The sequence below is a fragment of the Pseudomonas alkylphenolica genome (assembly GCF_016009175.1).
GTDB lineage: Bacteria > Pseudomonadota > Gammaproteobacteria > Pseudomonadales > Pseudomonadaceae > Aquipseudomonas > Aquipseudomonas alkylphenolica_B.
The window spans coordinates 365269-380126 of the sequence record NZ_JADUCM010000002.1 but is presented as its reverse complement, the minus strand read 5'-3'; the positions used below and the strand labels follow the sequence as shown (position 1 = coordinate 380126).

At 61.7% G+C, this 14858-nt stretch carries 17 protein-coding genes and 1 pseudogene; 6 read left to right on the top strand and 12 right to left on the bottom strand.

Annotated features, from left to right (window positions below; translation table 11 throughout):
• Positions 1-108: 108 nt before the first annotated feature.
• A complete protein-coding gene (locus I5S59_RS04045) occupies positions 109-774 on the top strand; it encodes an FKBP-type peptidyl-prolyl cis-trans isomerase (protein WP_197875492.1) in 666 nt (221 codons plus the stop codon).
• A 16-nt stretch (positions 775-790) separates the two neighbouring features.
• Here I5S59_RS04045 and rsd read toward each other — a convergent pair whose 3' ends face one another.
• The 8 genes and pseudogenes from rsd to I5S59_RS26640 form a co-directional block, all read right to left on the bottom strand.
• Complete coding sequence (gene rsd, locus I5S59_RS04040; protein WP_197875491.1) at positions 791-1261, bottom strand: sigma D regulator; 471 nt, start codon at positions 1259-1261, stop codon at positions 791-793.
• Between the two features lie 223 nt (positions 1262-1484).
• Positions 1485-2006, bottom strand: coding sequence for a disulfide bond formation protein B (locus I5S59_RS04035; RefSeq protein ID WP_197875490.1), 522 nt, complete (start codon positions 2004-2006; stop codon positions 1485-1487).
• A gap of 215 nt (positions 2007-2221) precedes the next feature.
• Positions 2222-3460, bottom strand: a complete 1239-nt coding sequence (locus I5S59_RS04030) for a heme biosynthesis protein HemY (RefSeq protein ID WP_197875489.1) — start codon at positions 3458-3460, stop codon at positions 2222-2224.
• Complete coding sequence (locus I5S59_RS04025; protein WP_197875488.1) at positions 3457-4551, bottom strand: uroporphyrinogen-III C-methyltransferase; 1095 nt, start codon at positions 4549-4551, stop codon at positions 3457-3459. Before I5S59_RS04025 ends, I5S59_RS04030 begins: the two co-directional genes overlap by 4 nt.
• 32 nt (positions 4552-4583) lie before the next feature.
• Positions 4584-5363, bottom strand: coding sequence for a uroporphyrinogen-III synthase (locus I5S59_RS04020; RefSeq protein ID WP_197875487.1), 780 nt, complete (start codon positions 5361-5363; stop codon positions 4584-4586).
• The gene (gene hemC, locus I5S59_RS04015) at positions 5360-6301 is read right to left on the bottom strand and encodes a hydroxymethylbilane synthase (RefSeq protein WP_197875486.1); all 942 of its coding nucleotides are present in this window, start codon (positions 6299-6301) and stop codon (positions 5360-5362) included. The genes I5S59_RS04020 and hemC overlap by 4 nt, the downstream gene beginning before the upstream one ends.
• Positions 6302-6417: 116 nt before the next feature.
• Positions 6418-7164 carry a LytR/AlgR family response regulator transcription factor gene (locus tag I5S59_RS04010; RefSeq protein ID WP_128321855.1) on the bottom strand — a complete coding sequence of 249 codons (747 nt, stop codon included), beginning with the start codon at positions 7162-7164 and terminating at the stop codon, positions 6418-6420.
• Positions 7161-7267: pseudogene (locus I5S59_RS26640) on the bottom strand (sensor histidine kinase); the annotation flags it as partial. The pseudogene I5S59_RS26640 and the gene I5S59_RS04010, both read right to left, overlap by 4 nt.
• Positions 7268-7486: 219 nt before the next feature.
• Here I5S59_RS26640 and argH point away from each other — a divergent pair.
• On the top strand, positions 7487-8881 hold the full coding sequence (argH, locus tag I5S59_RS04005) for an argininosuccinate lyase (protein WP_197875485.1): 1395 nt from the start codon (positions 7487-7489) through the stop codon (positions 8879-8881).
• Between the two features lie 52 nt (positions 8882-8933).
• Here the strand turns inward: argH and I5S59_RS04000 are convergent, their stop codons facing one another.
• Positions 8934-9596: a glutathione S-transferase gene (locus I5S59_RS04000; protein WP_197875484.1), complete on the bottom strand. Its 663-nt coding sequence runs from the start codon at positions 9594-9596 to the stop codon at positions 8934-8936.
• A gap of 146 nt (positions 9597-9742) precedes the next feature.
• On the opposite strand from I5S59_RS04000, the gene I5S59_RS03995 reads away from it, so the two are divergent.
• The 3 genes from I5S59_RS03995 to I5S59_RS03985 all read left to right on the top strand — a co-directional run bounded on the left by I5S59_RS03995 (position 9743) and on the right by I5S59_RS03985 (position 13413).
• On the top strand, positions 9743-10027 hold the full coding sequence (locus I5S59_RS03995; RefSeq protein WP_197875483.1) for a hypothetical protein: 285 nt from the start codon (positions 9743-9745) through the stop codon (positions 10025-10027).
• An 84-nt stretch (positions 10028-10111) separates the two neighbouring features.
• A complete protein-coding gene (locus tag I5S59_RS03990) occupies positions 10112-10357 on the top strand; it encodes a TIGR02647 family protein (RefSeq protein WP_128321859.1) in 246 nt (81 codons plus the stop codon).
• A gap of 206 nt (positions 10358-10563) precedes the next feature.
• Positions 10564-13413, top strand: a complete 2850-nt coding sequence (locus I5S59_RS03985; RefSeq protein ID WP_197875482.1) for a class I adenylate cyclase — start codon at positions 10564-10566, stop codon at positions 13411-13413.
• 2 nt (positions 13414-13415) lie between these two features.
• Here I5S59_RS03985 and rnk read toward each other — a convergent pair whose 3' ends face one another.
• The 3 genes from rnk to cyaY form a co-directional block, all read right to left on the bottom strand.
• Complete coding sequence (gene rnk, locus I5S59_RS03980) at positions 13416-13835, bottom strand: nucleoside diphosphate kinase regulator (RefSeq protein WP_107026127.1); 420 nt, start codon at positions 13833-13835, stop codon at positions 13416-13418.
• A 133-nt stretch (positions 13836-13968) separates the two neighbouring features.
• Positions 13969-14190, bottom strand: coding sequence for a DUF1289 domain-containing protein (locus tag I5S59_RS03975; RefSeq protein ID WP_197875481.1), 222 nt, complete (start codon positions 14188-14190; stop codon positions 13969-13971).
• A 1-nt stretch (position 14191) separates the two neighbouring features.
• Positions 14192-14524: an iron donor protein CyaY gene (gene cyaY, locus I5S59_RS03970; RefSeq protein WP_128321862.1), complete on the bottom strand. Its 333-nt coding sequence runs from the start codon at positions 14522-14524 to the stop codon at positions 14192-14194.
• A gap of 194 nt (positions 14525-14718) precedes the next feature.
• On the opposite strand from cyaY, the gene lptM reads away from it, so the two are divergent.
• Positions 14719-14856, top strand: a complete 138-nt coding sequence (lptM, locus tag I5S59_RS03965) for an LPS translocon maturation chaperone LptM (RefSeq protein WP_128321863.1) — start codon at positions 14719-14721, stop codon at positions 14854-14856.
• Positions 14857-14858: the final 2 nt, after the last annotated feature.

The following is a 14858-nucleotide window of genomic DNA, read 5'->3' as shown; positions in this document are numbered from 1 at the left end:
CTGCAGCTCGAAATCAGTGTAGATGCTTCACAAAGTGCTGCTGATATTTAGCCAAAGTCACTGGCGAAGGCTGGCATACTTTGCGCTCGTTGAAGCAGGAGTGAGCCCGTGTCACGCCATCTCGTACTAGCTGTTTTTCTATGGCCGGCAGCGCTCATCGCAGCGCCTGTCCAGCCCTCTTCAGATGATCACGACCTGGCCTACAGCCTGGGCGCAAGCCTTGGCGAACGCCTGCGTACGCAGGTGCCTGACCTGCAACTGGACGCCTTGCTTGAAGGGCTGCGCCAGGCCTATCAGAACAAGCCGTTGGCGCTGAGCGAAGCACGCATGGCGGCACTGCTCAGCGAACACGAAACCCGAGCCAATGAAGCGGCGCTGCACGCACAAAGCGAACAGTTGCTGAGCGCCGAAAAACGTTTCATGGCCACCGAGCGCGCCCGCGCAGGCGTGCGCGAATTAGCCGCAGGCATTCTGGTCAGTGAGCTGAACAAAGGCAGTGGTGCCAAACCCAATGCCAAGGGCAAAGTCCAGGTTCGCTATGTCGGAATGTTGCCCGACGGCACCGTGTTTGATCAGAGCCAGCAAGCGCAATGGTTCAATCTGGATAGCGTGATCGAGGGCTGGCAAGTGGCGCTGCCGGAGATGGCAACGGGGTCGAAGTGGCGCCTGGTGATTCCTTCGGCTCAGGCCTATGGCGCCGAAGGCGCGGGCGACCTGATTGCGCCCTACACGCCACTGGTATTCGAGATTGAATTGCTCGGAGTCGCCGACTGAACAGCCGGCACGCCGATCAGGCCTGCACGGCGCCTTCTTCGCTATGGGCGTTGTGCAACACCTCGATCAGGCAGTCTTCAAGTTCGAAACGTTCGTGCAGCAGGCTGCCGAGTTCGTTCAACTTTTTCGCGAAACGCTCAGGGTCGTTGCAGTCGCCCTTGTCGCAGTGATCGTTGAAGGCCGAGGCAATTTCGGTCGTCGCGTCGATACGCGGGCTGATCTGCTTGGCCAGTTCCAGGCCGCGCGTATCGCCGAAGGCTTTCGCCTCGCTGACCAGCTGTTCGCTCACCTCAAAATGCCAGGCCGACACGTAGTCGATCAGCACCGCACAGAAGTCCCGACTTTTGTCCTTGTCGGCAAAGGCCGGCTTGGCATCGCGTAACGCGCGAAAGGCTGTTACCAGCTCTGCGCGCTCATCCAACCAGCGGTCAATGAGCTTGTGAACTCCGCCCCAGCGTTCTTGAGCATTCTGACAACTATCTAGCATGGCGATCTCTTCCCTTCTGGGTAATGCGCCTGCCCCCGCTCGCAAGTGTGCGCAGCAATGGTGAAATCAGCAGGCCACATCGAGCAGCTGTGTTTTCGGTATGCGTGCAGGGAGATTATTCCCGTGCGCCCTTGGCTTCAAGGTACTCAGGCTACAAAGTTCATACAAGTGTTTAATCCCGTTCCTACTTGCCATCGGTCGTTTACAACATCGACTGAGGGCTTTATTTTTCGGCCCGATGACGGAAATTCGAACGCCAGCGCCCAAACACCTGATTCAGGGACAACGCGGCCAGTAACAAGAACGACAACAGACTCCACTCTGGAATCGTCAGATCGAGAAAACTCCAGTTGATTCGTACGCAGTCAGGGTTGCCGACCACCATGGTCTTGAGCAGCTCACTCAATGGCAGGTTCTCGACGGTATAGCCAAACGGCGCCTGGCAACTATCGCCCGGCACCAGCGACATACTCTGCAAATAGACCTGCCGAGCCGCCAGCAGCGCTCCGGCAAAGGCCAGAAGCAGCGTCAACGCGGCATAAACCCGCGTACCCCGGTACCCGGGCGACTGCACCACCGCGCACAGGCACACCCCTGCAAACACAGCCAGCACCAGCCGCTGGCGGTGGCACAAGGCGCAAGGCACCTGTGCCATTCCCCACTCCAGATAGAACGCGGCAGCCAACATCAGTACCGAGGCGAGTAGCGCCGGCAGGAACAACAGGCGGATGCGGGCCAACGGCATGGCAGTTCCGGAATCGAGTGGACAAGCATCAACGGTAGTGGAAAGGCGCGTATTGTTTCAAGGCGCAAGAATTGGGACAAATCATTGTCTGGGAAGGGAATTTTCGCGGAATGCCCAAGAACTTACTTAGTACTCAGTAAGGCAAGTACGCAGGAAGGCGTAGGTATTTTCTACAAGGCATTAGGCTCGCGGCATGCCACGAGCCTAATGGGTAATCAAGCGCGAACAGCCTCCGGCAACGGTAATGCCAACAGTCGCTCGTCCAGCAGGCCCAAGCCTTCCTGGAACAGCTGATTGCTGCGCTCGTTATCACCCAACCCGGCCAGCAGGCGCGCAAGCTCTGCGCAGGCTTCGGGGTTGCGCTGCAGGCGCAGGCTGCTTTCCAGATAATCACGCGCCTTGCCCCACAGGCGGTTCTGCAGGCTCAATCGGCCCAGGGTCAGCAACAGGCCGGGATCATCGCCATGGTCCTTCAACCAGCCTTCGGCCGTTTGCAGCTGACGCGCCACATCAGACCCGCGCACCAGGCCATACAGCCTGGCCAGGTGACTTTCGTATTGACGCTTGAGCGCGGTACGCAGCACTTCCTCGGCCTCGCTTTGCGCACCCAGCTGGCGAAGCTGTTCGGCGTATGCCGAGACCAGTTGCGGCTCTTGGCGTTGCGCAGCAGTAAGCTGCTGCCAGGCGCGCTCCAGCGACTGACGAGCGCTCTGATCTTCGCCTTCACGGCTGACGGCCAGGCTGAGGTTTTCACCCCAGGCGCGGCGCTCCAGTTCTGCCAGCTCGGCTGGCGGCAAGACCTTGTCTTTGCGCAGCTCGGGCAACAGGCGGATCAGCGCCGACCAGTCGCCACGTTCCCGGTACAGCCGCTGCAACAGGCGCAGCACCTGCGCATTATGCGGATGACGCTCCTGCATGGCCTGCAGGGTTGTCAGGGCAGCATCGCTTTCGCCGCGATCCATCTGCAACTGGGCATGGCTCAAGGCAATGGCCAGCTCGGCTTGCGGCTGACGCTCCAGCGCGCGCTCCAGCAAGTTGTCGCGGTCTTCCACGCGACCCAGCTCATTGGCGGCGCGTGCGGCGCCGAGGTAATACAGCAATGGCTGCCGCTCGGCCTCGGCGGCGCGCTGCAGGTGGCGTTGGGCACTGGCCCAGCGCCCCTCGGCAAGGTCCAGTTGCCCCTGCTCGATGGCCAAGCGGGTACGACGGCTGCGGTTGCGCCGTGACCAGGGATTGACCACGCCGCTGGAGGTCAGCACCAGCCCCACGAGGTAGCGCACCAGCAACACACCCAGAATGAGACAGGCCAATACCGCAAGCGCTGCCCAGAGGCCGGACTGATAGCGAAAGCTGCCGTAGGAAATCAACACATAACCGCTGTGTTTGGCGATCGCGATCCCGAGCGCGGCAGCGGCCGCAATGGCCACGACTGCCAGCAGGTAAACGCGTTTCATGGTTTGGCCTCCTCGGCTGGCAGGTGCCGACGCTCAAGGTACGCCTGCACGGCGCTCAGGCTGTCCGCCAGGTCCGGAACCACCACCGACACCGGCTCTTCTGACAGGGCGTTGAGGCTGTCGAGCATGGCCTTGCTCTGCGGATTATCCGCATTGAAGTTGGCCAGCAAGATACTGCGTGCATCGTCCAGGGCCTGGGTGTAGACCTTCGCTTCGCCATTGAGCGCGGCCCACTGGGCCTGTTCGATCGTCAGGCTCAAAGCCAGGCGCAACTGGTTGAGCGATTGCCCGGCCAGCAACGGACGAATGTTTTCGTCGGCATTGAAGTCGATCTGGAAGTACTTGGAGATTTCTGCCCACCACTGCGACCAGCGACTGGCGCCATCACCATCGGCGGTCAGTGCCCCCAGGGCGTCGGCATCGCTGTTGAACTCCGGCGACACCGCGCTGAGCTGCTGCACCAGTTCACGCTGCGCCGCCAGCTTCAGGAACAGCCCGGTACGGTCCGGCTGCTGAACGCTGTTGAGGGTTGCCAGGCTCTTGGTCAGCTGCTCGCGTGCGGCAAAGGCGCCCGGGTCGCTTTGCTCACGCAGAATTTCATCAGCCCCCTGAACCAGCGCACGGGCACTGACGATGTCCTGCAGGGCAGACAAGCGCAGGCTTGCCAGGCGCAGCAGGTGTTCGGCCTCCGCCAGGCGCCAGTCCTTGCGGCTGGCACCCAGAATGGTTTCCAGGCGCTGGCTGAGACGCTGCTGATCACCCTGCAGTTGTGCAACCAGACGGCGACGGTCTTCAAGCTCGTCCGCTGCCGGCAACGCTGCCAACTGTGCCGACATCTGTTGCTCACGCAACTGCAGCGCCTGGGTTTTTTCGCTCAAGGATTGCAGGTACTGGCCCTGGCCTTGTTCGGCCCCCTGGAGTTGACGCACCTGCCACACGCCCCACCCGCCTACTGCAACGCCCGCAGCACCGAGCAACAATGCCAGGATCGCCAGGCCATTGGTCGAACGCTTGCTCGGCGTGGCGGCAGTGGGTTCAGACGCCTCGGGCGTCGATTGCAGGTCATCGTTGGGCAAGACAGTTTCGCTCACGTATCCATCCTTTGCATTGGGCTCGACGCCAATCAGCTTAGCGCCTCAAGGGCAGGTGCGGGAGTTTGCCGCAACGCTGCCAACAACGCCGCGGCACTAGCGCCGCGACAGTCCACTACATTCTGTGCACCGGCTTCCCGGGCTTGTGCCGCTACGCGTGGGCTGGGCACAAACACTGTCAGCTGCGCCAACCTCGGCCAATCATCCGCGGCCAACTGGCAAAGATGTTCAAAACCCTGCCCACTGCTGACCACCAGGCCGTTCAGGCGTTCACTGCAAACGCGCCCGGCCAGGGTGCCATGCGGATAGGCCGGCAAACAACGGCGGTAGAGTTCCAGATAATCGACACTAGCACCTTGCTCGGCGAGACGCTCGGCAAGCCATTCACGCCCGCCCTCGCCACGCATGATCAGCACCTGGGGTGCCGGGCCGGCAATGGCTTGCCGCAGCGCCGGCAACTGCAGCAACGCCTCGCTGTCGTCACCCACGGGCGGGTAACTGACCTGACAGCCCTGTGCCTGGAGGATCTGTGCGGAGGCGGCGCCCACGGTGAACCATGCCAGGGGTGGCAATTGCGGCCAGATGCGGGACAGTTCGGCCAGGCCAAGACGGGCGGCCGGCTTGCTTACGACGATGATCGCCGCGTAGCGATCGACAGCGCGCAACCTGCCCAGTGCCTGCTCATCCAGCCCCACGGGCTCGATTTCCAGCAGTGGCAGGCTGCTGCTCGCCACGCCGTGTTCAAGCAGGCTCTGCGCCAGGGCCGTGCATTCTTCCGCCGGCCGGGTCAGGAGCAGGCGCCAGCGGTTCACGGGTGGCCAGCCTCGCCATAAACCGCCTTGAGGATGTCTTCAGCGCCTTGCTGCAGCAGCGCTTCGGCCACCTGCACACCCAACGCCTGCGCGTCGTCGCGCGGTGCTCGAGCCTCTGCGGTGAGCAGCTTGCCGCCACTCGGCTCGCCCACCAGGCCCCGCAGCCACAGCTGTTCGCCTTCGAGCACGGCGTAGCAGGCAATCGGTACCTGGCAGCCGCCATTGAGGTGCTTGTTCAGCGCGCGCTCGGCAGTCACCCGGTCAGCGGTATCCTGATGGTGCAACGGTGCCAGCAGCGCATGGATCTCGCTGTCGGCGCTGCGGCATTCGATACCCACCGCGCCCTGGCCACCGGCGGGCAGGCTGTCTTCGACACTGATGCCGGAAGTGATGCGATCTTCGAAGCCGAGACGGATCAGGCCGGCGGCCGCGAGGATGATCGCGTCGTACTCGCCGGCATCCAGCTTGGCCAGGCGGGTGTTGACGTTGCCGCGCAAAAAGCGGATTTCAAGGTCCGGACGGCGAGCCAGGAGCTGGGCCTGACGGCGCAGGCTGGAGGTCCCGACGATGCTCCCGGCAGGCAGCTCATCGAGGCTCTTGAAGGTGTTGGAAACGAAGGCGTCACGCGGGTCTTCGCGCTCGCAGATGCAGTACAGCCCCAGGCCTTCGGGGAAGTCCATCGGTACGTCTTTCATCGAATGTACGGCGATGTCAGCCTGGTTTTCCAGCAACGCGGTTTCAAGCTCTTTGACGAACAGGCCCTTGCCGCCAATTTTCGACAATGGCGAGTCGAGCAGCTTGTCGCCCCTGCTGACCATCGGGACCAGTGTTACCAACAGGCCGGGGTGAGCCTGCTCCAGACGGGCTTTGACGTATTCGGCCTGCCACAGGGCAAGGGCACTTTTGCGCGTGGCAATGCGGATTTCACGAGTGGACATGGATCGATCCGTACAAGATAGATGCTACGGATGATAACAGCTCAATCCGGCTCGCCTGCAGATCTATGTCACAGGAAAAACCACCATCCCTGGCGGAAACTTCGAACTGCTGCGGGCTAAAGCTGCTGCATCATCTTGCGCACGCCCGCAACATGCCGGCGGCTGACAATCAGCGCGTCGCCATTGAGCCCCTTGAGAAACAGCTGGAAATGCCCCAGCGGCGTACGCTGCATCCGCTCGATGCGATTGCGCGCAACCAGGGCGTTGCGGTGAATACGCACAAAGCGCTCACCAAATTCGTCTTCCAGGGCCTTGAGCGGCTCATCGAGCAGCACTTCCCCGCCGTCATGACGCAAGGTCACGTACTTGTGATCGGCAATGAAGTAGATCACATGGTCCAGGGGGATCAGCTCGATGCCTTTGCGGGTTCGCGCGCTGATATGGCTGCGCGGCCCGTTGCCGCTTTCGGCGGCCGGCCGCGTCAGTGCCGACAGTTGCACCCGATTGGGCCGCTCGGCCTTGCGCAAGGCTTCGCGCAGCCCGGCAGCATCGGTGCTCTTGAGCACATAGCTCAACGTACTGCCCTTGAAGGCCTGTACACCGAACTCGTCTTCGTGAGTGGTAAACAGCACAGCCGGCGGCGCTTCGCGCTCGCATAACCGGGCGGCGACCTGAAGGCCGTCCATGCCGGGCATGCGAATGTCGAGCAGCACCACCTCAGGCTTGAGGCTGTCGATCAGGGCCAGAGCTTCATCGCCATTGGTGGCGCTGGGCTCCAGCACTGTATAACCCTCCAGTTCGCCAAGCAGTCGGCTCAGGCGTTCCCGGGCTTGGGGTTCGTCATCAACGATCAGGACATTCATATTGCGCTGGATTCCTGCGTGAGTCTCGCACAAGGGTAGCGTAGACAAGTGAGGTACGACCGTCACGGCGATCCACGCTCTGACTCGCACGAAGGCTAAAGATTCACTGGATCGGCAGGAAACATGCAGATCCTCTGTCCAACTGTAGACGGTTGCCGGAACGCTGCCGTTCAATCGATAAATATCCTGTTGCAGGAGCGCTGTCGCGTACCCCTGCCGCGACATATTCACGCATCTGCGCCGACCGCCGCCCTGCGGCTTGGCGCTCAACCCTGCTATTATCGACGCCACTTTTCCGTTCACGCCTTCAACGAGTGAATCCATGAGCACCGACAAGACCAATCAGTCCTGGGGCGGCCGCTTCAGTGAGCCCGTCGACGCCTTCGTCGCCCGCTTCACCGCCTCCGTCAATTTCGACCAGCGCCTGTACCGCCACGACATCATGGGTTCGATCGCCCACGCCACCATGCTGGCGAAGGTCGGCGTACTGACCGATGCCGAGCGCGACACCATCATCGATGGCCTGAAAACCATCCAGGGCGAAATCGAAGCCGGTAATTTCGACTGGCGCGTCGACCTTGAAGACGTGCACATGAACATCGAAGCACGCCTGACCGACCGCATCGGCATCACCGGTAAAAAGCTGCACACCGGCCGTAGCCGTAACGATCAGGTCGCCACCGACATCCGCCTGTGGCTGCGCGATGAGATCGACCTGATCCTGGCCGAGATTACCCGCCTGCAGCAGGGCCTGCTCGAGCAGGCCGAGCGCGAAGCCGACACCATCATGCCCGGCTTCACCCACCTGCAAACCGCCCAGCCAGTGACCTTTGGTCACCACCTGCTGGCCTGGTTCGAAATGCTCAGCCGCGATTACGAGCGCCTGGTCGACTGCCGCAAGCGCACCAACCGCATGCCACTGGGCAGTGCGGCGCTGGCCGGTACCACCTACCCGATCGATCGTGAACTGACCTGCCAGCTGCTGGGCTTTGAGGCAGTGGGCGGCAACTCGCTGGACGGCGTGTCCGACCGCGACTTCGCCATTGAATTCTGCGCAGCCGCCAGCGTGGCGATGATGCACCTGTCGCGCTTCTCCGAAGAGCTGGTGCTGTGGACCAGCGCCCAGTTCCAGTTCATCGACCTGCCCGACCGCTTCTGCACCGGCAGCTCGATCATGCCGCAAAAGAAGAACCCGGACGTCCCGGAACTGGTACGCGGCAAGACCGGCCGCGTCTTTGGCGCGCTCACCGGCCTGCTGACCCTGATGAAAGGCCAGCCGCTGGCCTACAACAAGGACAACCAGGAAGACAAAGAGCCGCTGTTCGACGCCGCCGACACCCTGCGCGACTCGCTGCGTGCCTTTGCCGACATGATCCCGGCGATCAAACCGCGCCACGCGATCATGCGCGAAGCGGCCCTGCGTGGCTTCTCCACCGCGACAGACCTGGCCGACTACCTGGTACGCCGTGGCCTGCCATTCCGTGATTGCCACGAAATCGTCGGCCATGCGGTGAAATATGGTGTCGACACCGGTAAAGACCTGGCGGAAATGAGCCTGGACGAGCTGCGTCAGTTCAGCGACCAGATCGAACAGGACGTGTTTGCCGTGCTTACCCTGGAAGGCTCAGTCAACGCCCGTAACCACATTGGTGGTACCGCGCCGGCTCAAGTCCGCGCCGCCGTGGCCCGCGGCAAGGCGCTGCTGGCCAGCCGCTAAGCCCTGCGCACAGGCTCGTCGGCGCAACGCCGCGAGCCTGCTGCATCGGTGATCAGCGCTTGCCGCTGCGCACCATTTCGAGGAACGCCGGCATCTGTGCGTCCTTGTCCGTCGCGATCTTCTGCACATTCGGGTTGTTCTTCATGCGCTCAAGCAGCTCGCGCGCTTGCGGGAAGTCTTCCAGCACATCCATGTCGAACACCTTCTTGCCCACCGCATACGCCAGGTCGACGCTGAAGCAGAACAGCAGGTCGGCGATCGTCAGGCTGTCGCCGGCTACATACGGGCTGAATTTGCCATTGCGCTTGAGTGTAGCCAGGCCTGCCAGCAACTCGGCCTTGGCCTTGTCCTTGATGGCCGGGTCGACCTGGGCACCGAAGAACGCCTCTGGGTAGCAAGCGCGGGCCGGCAACTCGATGTACAGCTCGATCTCCTTGGCCAGCTCCTGCACCTTGGCCCGGTCGAAAACCCCTTCAGGCAACAACGCCTTACCCGCCTGGGTCTGCTCGATGTAATCGAGGATCAGGCTGGTTTCACTGAGAAACCCGTGCTCGGTTTCCAGCACTGGCACCTTGCCGCGCGGGCTTTTCTTCAGTGCATCCGGGGTCTGACCACCGAAAAACAGCACTTCTTCGAATGGCAGGCCTTTTTCCAGCAGCGCCAGCTTGACCATGTTGTAGTAGTTACTGACAGCAAATCCATGAAGCTTGAGCATGAATACAGCCTCCAGGCCGGAAAGGGGTTGGCCGAGGAGTTATAGACCCAAGGCCGGGTACTGACCAGCATCATGGAGTTTGTCGATAGCAAGGCATTGGCCTCGGGCTCGTGGCAAACTGGACGCCCCTTCAGAGGAGATCGCCCATGAGCGAGCCAACCGATATCGACAACGACGAAGAAGAGTTCGCCGAGTCGACCCTGATCGAAGCGATCGAAAACCAGATCGAAAGCGACAACCCACCGGCGGCCAAAGCCACGTTCAACAAGCTCACCCTAGTTGGTTACGAGCGCGACGACATCCTCAACCTCATGGCCCACGTGCTGGCCTACGAGATCGATGCGATGCTCGAAGACGACCGCGCCTTCAACACCGAATGGTACGAAACCGCCTTGCGCGCCCTGCCCGAGCTGCCGCCGGAAAAGGACTGAAGCAAAGCAGGATTTCCCTGACTACACTGCAAAACCAGGCACCGGCGACGGTGCTGCCCTCCTTGTCTGGAAGTCGGAGTCTCTATGTCGTTTACCCCCGAACTGATTGCCGAGCTGGAAGTCCTTGCCCTGTTTAACCTGGATAGCAGCCAGGAAGGCATCAAGGTCCATAACACTGCATCGAAAGAGCTCATCGCTGCGGCCCAACGCCTGTACGACAAAGGACTGACCGACCAGCCGGATGGCGGCTACCTGACCAGTCTGGGGCATGATGCTGCCGAACACGCGCAGCAGTTGCTGACCATCCTCAACGTCGCCCAGCCGGCCTGATACTGTAGGGGCCAGGCTTGCGGGCGAACCAGGCGCTGCGGTGTAGCAGCTGCACCGCATTTTCGGTTTTCGCGGGCAAGCCTCGCTCCTACAGGATCCACAGCGCAGCCCCGCTGCGGGGATTCACGCTGGTAAAATGGCGTCAAAATTCAAATACCGCTTAAACTCGCCATAGCGTCCCTCCACATGGCCGGTTTTAGCTTGCGATGAATCACCCACACGAAATCCGCCCCGACCTAGACGAGGGCATCGACCGCAAGGTGCTCAGCCAGCTGCGCACGCGCTTCCTGAAGCTCAACCATGGGCGCCTGGAGCGTGCCATGGAGGGATTGTCCAGCCGCCAGCAACTGGTGCTGACCCTGCTGCCGCTATTCTTCCACGTCAATCACCCGCTGTTGCCCGGCTATGTGTCCGGCACCACGCCTGCAGGCATCTCGCACTTCGAGCCTGACCCCCGACTGCTGGTCGAAGCCCAGCGCCTGACCCGCTCGTTCGCCTACAAAGCCCGCCACGGCAACCCGCCGCGTCCCATTCATGGCCTGTACCTGATGGGCAGCCTGGGCACCCTGGCGCAGGCCGAACAAAGCGACATGGATGTCTGGGTCTGCCATGCAGCCGACCTGAGCGACAACGAGCTGGCCGAGCTGCGCAAAAAGTGCCAGCTGCTGGAAACCTGGGCGGCCAGCCAGGGCGCCGAGGCCCACCTGTTTTTGATCGAGCCGCACAGCTTTGTGCAGGGCGAACGCGATAACCAGCTGAGCTCCGATGATTGCGGCACCACCCAGCATTACCTGCTGCTCGATGAGTTCTACCGCACCGCGATCTGGCTGGCCGGCCGCACACCGCTGTGGTGGCTGGTGCCGGTGTACGAGGAGTCTCGCTACCAGCGCTATACCCAGACCCTGCTGAGCAAACGCTTCATCCGCGCTGATGACTGCCTGGACCTCGGCCACCTGGCGCACATTCCGCCGGGGGAGTTTGTCGGTGCAGGGTTGTGGCAGTTGTACAAAGGTATCGACTCGCCTTACAAATCGGTGCTCAAGCTGCTGCTGACCGAGGTCTACGCCAGCGAACACCCTCAGGTGCAGTGCCTGAGCCTGCAGTTCAAGCAGGCGGTGTTCGCCAATCACCTGGACCTCGACGAGCTGGACCCTTACATGATGGTCTACCGCCGTATCGAGCAGTACCTGCAGGCCCGCGGTGAACACGAACGCCTGGAATTGGTACGGCGCAGCCTGTACCTGAAGGTCAACAAGAAACTCAGCGGCCTGGCACGTCAGCGCGCCAACAGCTGGCAGCGCAACCTCTTGCGCCGCTTGAGCCAGGAATGGGGATGGGACGAGCGCCAGCTTGCCTTGCTCGACAGCCGCAGTGAGTGGAAGGTGCGCCAGGTCGCGGTCGAACGGCGCACGCTGGTGGCCGAACTGAACCACAGCTATCGCTTTCTTTGCCAGTTCGCCCGTACCCAGAATGCGAGCAACCGCATCGACCAACGCGACCTCAACGTCCTGGGTCGTCGCCTGTATGCCGCCTTCGAACGCCGGGCCGGCAAGATCGAATTCATCAACCCCGGCATCGCCCCGGACCTCGCCGAAGACACCCTGACCCTGGTCCAGTCAGCCAACCGCAAAGAGCCAGGGCAACACCTCTGGGGCTTGTACAACGGTAATCTGGGCGCCCATGAATGGGAGCACTTCGCGCCGATCAAACGCTGCCGCGAGCTGCTCGACCTGCTGGCATGGGCCCACCGCAACGGTGTGATCGACAGCAGCACCCGCCTGGCCTTGCACCCGGGCAGCAGCGACCTCAGCGAGTTCGAACTCTTCAACCTGCTGGGCAGCCTGCAGCACAGCGTGCCCCTGCCTCTGCCGGGTGTCAGCGATGAACGCCTGCTGCAACCGAGCGTTGTCGACGAAATGCTGTTACTGGTCAATGTCGGCGTCGACCCCTTGCAACACCACCGCGACCTCAACATCGTAATGACCACCGAACGCACCGATTCGCTCAGTTACGCCGGCGTACGCGAGAACCTGGTGCTGACCCTGGACCAGGTCACGCTCAATAGCTGGAACGAAGTCCAGGTAAAGCGTTACGACAGCGAGCATGCCCTGCTGAACTGCCTGCGCGATTACCTCAACAGCCTGGGTAGCGCCGAGCACCGGCCCCGGCTGCAGGTCCGCTGTTTTTGCCACAACCGTGCCCAAGCCATTGCCCAACGGGTCGAAGCGGTGTTCGACACCGCCCAGGCGCTGCTCGGCCAGGGCCTGAATCATCGTTACCTGCTGCAGGTCCAGCAGCATGCCCATGTACTGGAGCTGCACCCGGCAGCGGTCGAGCTGATCACCCTCGACAGCACCGAAGCACTGGTGAACTACCTGTGCGAAGAGCGGCTCGACTACAGCCCGCTTCACCTGGACGGTAACGCCCTGGAGGATCACGACCTGGCGCACGTACTGCCGTTGGGCCAACCCGCGTGTATCCAGGTGTTCTACCGGGTTCAGGATGTCTGGGCCGATGTTTACGTGCTGGATGAGCACAATGCCCTGTGGCAACAACGCCTGGCGTACCATGACGAAAGCAGCCTGTTGCTGCCGCTGCAGCGCTTCCTGGAGTCGATTGTGTTCCGTCGCGATGCGCAGCTGCCGCTGGACAAGCTGCACGCCCAGGGGTCGCTGGACATTCTCTACTATCAACTGCTGCCTGCAGGGCCTGGCAAGGCTCGCAGCGTGGAACCACGGCCGGCGCCGACGCGCACCATCGGCACGCCGTACTATGATGTCCAGGCCATCGTGCAGCCGGGCAGCGGCGACAACGTTCAGGTCACGCTGTATTGCAACGAACAGGAGTTTTCCGGGCTGGAGCATGGCGACCAGCTCTATGCAGAGGTCGCTCGCCAGATCATCGGGCAGCGCCGGGATGCCGAGCGCTACCGTTGCTACATCACCGACCTTGACCTTTCCGGCCTGCTGGCCGACGGTCAAGGTTCGAGCAATCTTTACTTACGCTACAAGGGCGAGCTGGAGCTGGCGCTCAACGAGGCCCTGGCGCATGTGTGAACTCAGAGGTCGAAATCGCCCGCGGCTTCAGGCTGGTACTCGACTTCCAGCAGCTTGAGCTTGAGGGTCTTGCCACCCGGCGCCGGCCAGTCAATCTGCTCGCCCACCGACAGGCCCAGCAGTGCGCTGCCGATCGGCGCGAGGATGGAAATCTTGCCTTCGTCGGCATTGGCGTCTTTCGGGTACACCAACGTCAGGTGATAGTCCTTGCCGCTGGCTTCTTCGCGGCAATGAACCCGGGAGTTCATGGTCACGACACCGGCCGGAACTTCCTCGTGACCGACCTGCTCGGCACGGTCCAGCTCGTCCTGCAAGGCGAGCACACCCGGAGAATCCTGCGTCTTCTCATCGAGGCTGTCGATCAGACGCTCGAGACGCTGAACGTCCAATCGGGTGACGATAATGGAAGGCTTGGTGCTCATGATCCAGTCAGACTCCTTTTTTTGAGCGATATAAAGCAAAACCCCGCCCAAGGGCGGGGTTTGCAGGAATTCGGCATCGCCGAAACACCATCGACACTAACACAGCCAAGTAAATACACAATACCCGCAGGGTTTAAGGCGTTTCAGCCTGTTGCCGGCGCGCCTGGGCCTGCTGGCAGATCACACGGCGCTGCTCGTCATCGGCCGAGCGCCACTGGCGAATATCCTCGACATGGCGGAAACAGCCAATGCAGACCTTGTGCTCATCCAGTCGACACGTGCTGATACACGGTGACGGCACCGCCGGGCTGACATTGCTGTAGAGCGGCTTGACCGGCTTGGCTGCAGTACTCATCTCAGATTTCGTCGAAGTCCAGCTTTTCGCCAGCCCGCTCCCAGACAATGCGCTCGAGCATCTCGCCGAGCAGCTCTTCGGTTTTCTCGCAGGTCCACTTCTTCGACTCTTCGTCGAAGTCAAAGTGGAAGCCGCCGGATTTGTCGGCCAGCCACAGCTGGCGCAACGGCTCCTGGCGACTGAAGATCAGCTGGCTGCCGTTTTCAAACTTGATGGTCAGCACGCCGGCCGAGTTTTCCATGTCCAGATCCATACCGCTCTCGTCGAACAGGTCTTCCAGTGCCTGTTGGGTCGCGTCGACCAGGTCGTGAAAACGCGCTTCAGTCAAACTCATTGCAAGAACCTCAAAATTGTCTGCACACACGCAAGCCGGGCAAGATACGAGTGCAGCGCGCCGAATGCAAAGGATACCGCCCTGCGCACCTGCCGACAGCCACCCCCCGCCCGACGGCTGGCCACCCGCATAGGCAAGGCGGCAGGTGCTCGGTATACTCGGGCGCAATACTGCATATTTCAAAGGATTACGCCATGAAGCGCCTGATCTCCTCCCTCGCGGCGCTCGTCGCGATTGCCTGCCTTGTTTCCGCCTGTGGCCAGAAGGGCCCGCTGTACCTGCCAGACGACAGCAAAGACGGTCAAAAGTCGCAATCGCACAAGCATCAGTAAGG

Excerpts from the sequence above, each read along its gene's own strand:
- rsd (WP_197875491.1), bottom strand. The coding sequence starts at position 1,261 with ATGCTAGATAGTTGTCAGAATGCTCAAGAACGCTGGGGCGGAGTTCAC.
- argH (WP_197875485.1), top strand. The coding sequence starts at position 7,487 with ATGAGCACCGACAAGACCAATCAGTCCTGGGGCGGCCGCTTCAGTGAG.
- cyaY (WP_128321862.1), bottom strand. The coding sequence starts at position 14,524 with ATGAGTTTGACTGAAGCGCGTTTTCACGACCTGGTCGACGCGACCCAA.
- I5S59_RS04010 (WP_128321855.1), bottom strand. The coding sequence starts at position 7,164 with ATGAATGTCCTGATCGTTGATGACGAACCCCAAGCCCGGGAACGCCTG.
- I5S59_RS04000 (WP_197875484.1), bottom strand. The coding sequence starts at position 9,596 with ATGCTCAAGCTTCATGGATTTGCTGTCAGTAACTACTACAACATGGTC.
- I5S59_RS04035 (WP_197875490.1), bottom strand. The coding sequence starts at position 2,006 with ATGCCGTTGGCCCGCATCCGCCTGTTGTTCCTGCCGGCGCTACTCGCC.
- I5S59_RS03995 (WP_197875483.1), top strand. The coding sequence starts at position 9,743 with ATGAGCGAGCCAACCGATATCGACAACGACGAAGAAGAGTTCGCCGAG.
- I5S59_RS04030 (WP_197875489.1), bottom strand. The coding sequence starts at position 3,460 with ATGAAACGCGTTTACCTGCTGGCAGTCGTGGCCATTGCGGCCGCTGCC.
- I5S59_RS03975 (WP_197875481.1), bottom strand. The coding sequence starts at position 14,190 with ATGAGTACTGCAGCCAAGCCGGTCAAGCCGCTCTACAGCAATGTCAGC.
- rnk (WP_107026127.1), bottom strand. The coding sequence starts at position 13,835 with ATGAGCACCAAGCCTTCCATTATCGTCACCCGATTGGACGTTCAGCGT.
- I5S59_RS03985 (WP_197875482.1), top strand. The coding sequence starts at position 10,564 with ATGAATCACCCACACGAAATCCGCCCCGACCTAGACGAGGGCATCGAC.
- I5S59_RS03990 (WP_128321859.1), top strand. The coding sequence starts at position 10,112 with ATGTCGTTTACCCCCGAACTGATTGCCGAGCTGGAAGTCCTTGCCCTG.
- lptM (WP_128321863.1), top strand. The coding sequence starts at position 14,719 with ATGAAGCGCCTGATCTCCTCCCTCGCGGCGCTCGTCGCGATTGCCTGC.
- hemC (WP_197875486.1), bottom strand. The coding sequence starts at position 6,301 with ATGTCCACTCGTGAAATCCGCATTGCCACGCGCAAAAGTGCCCTTGCC.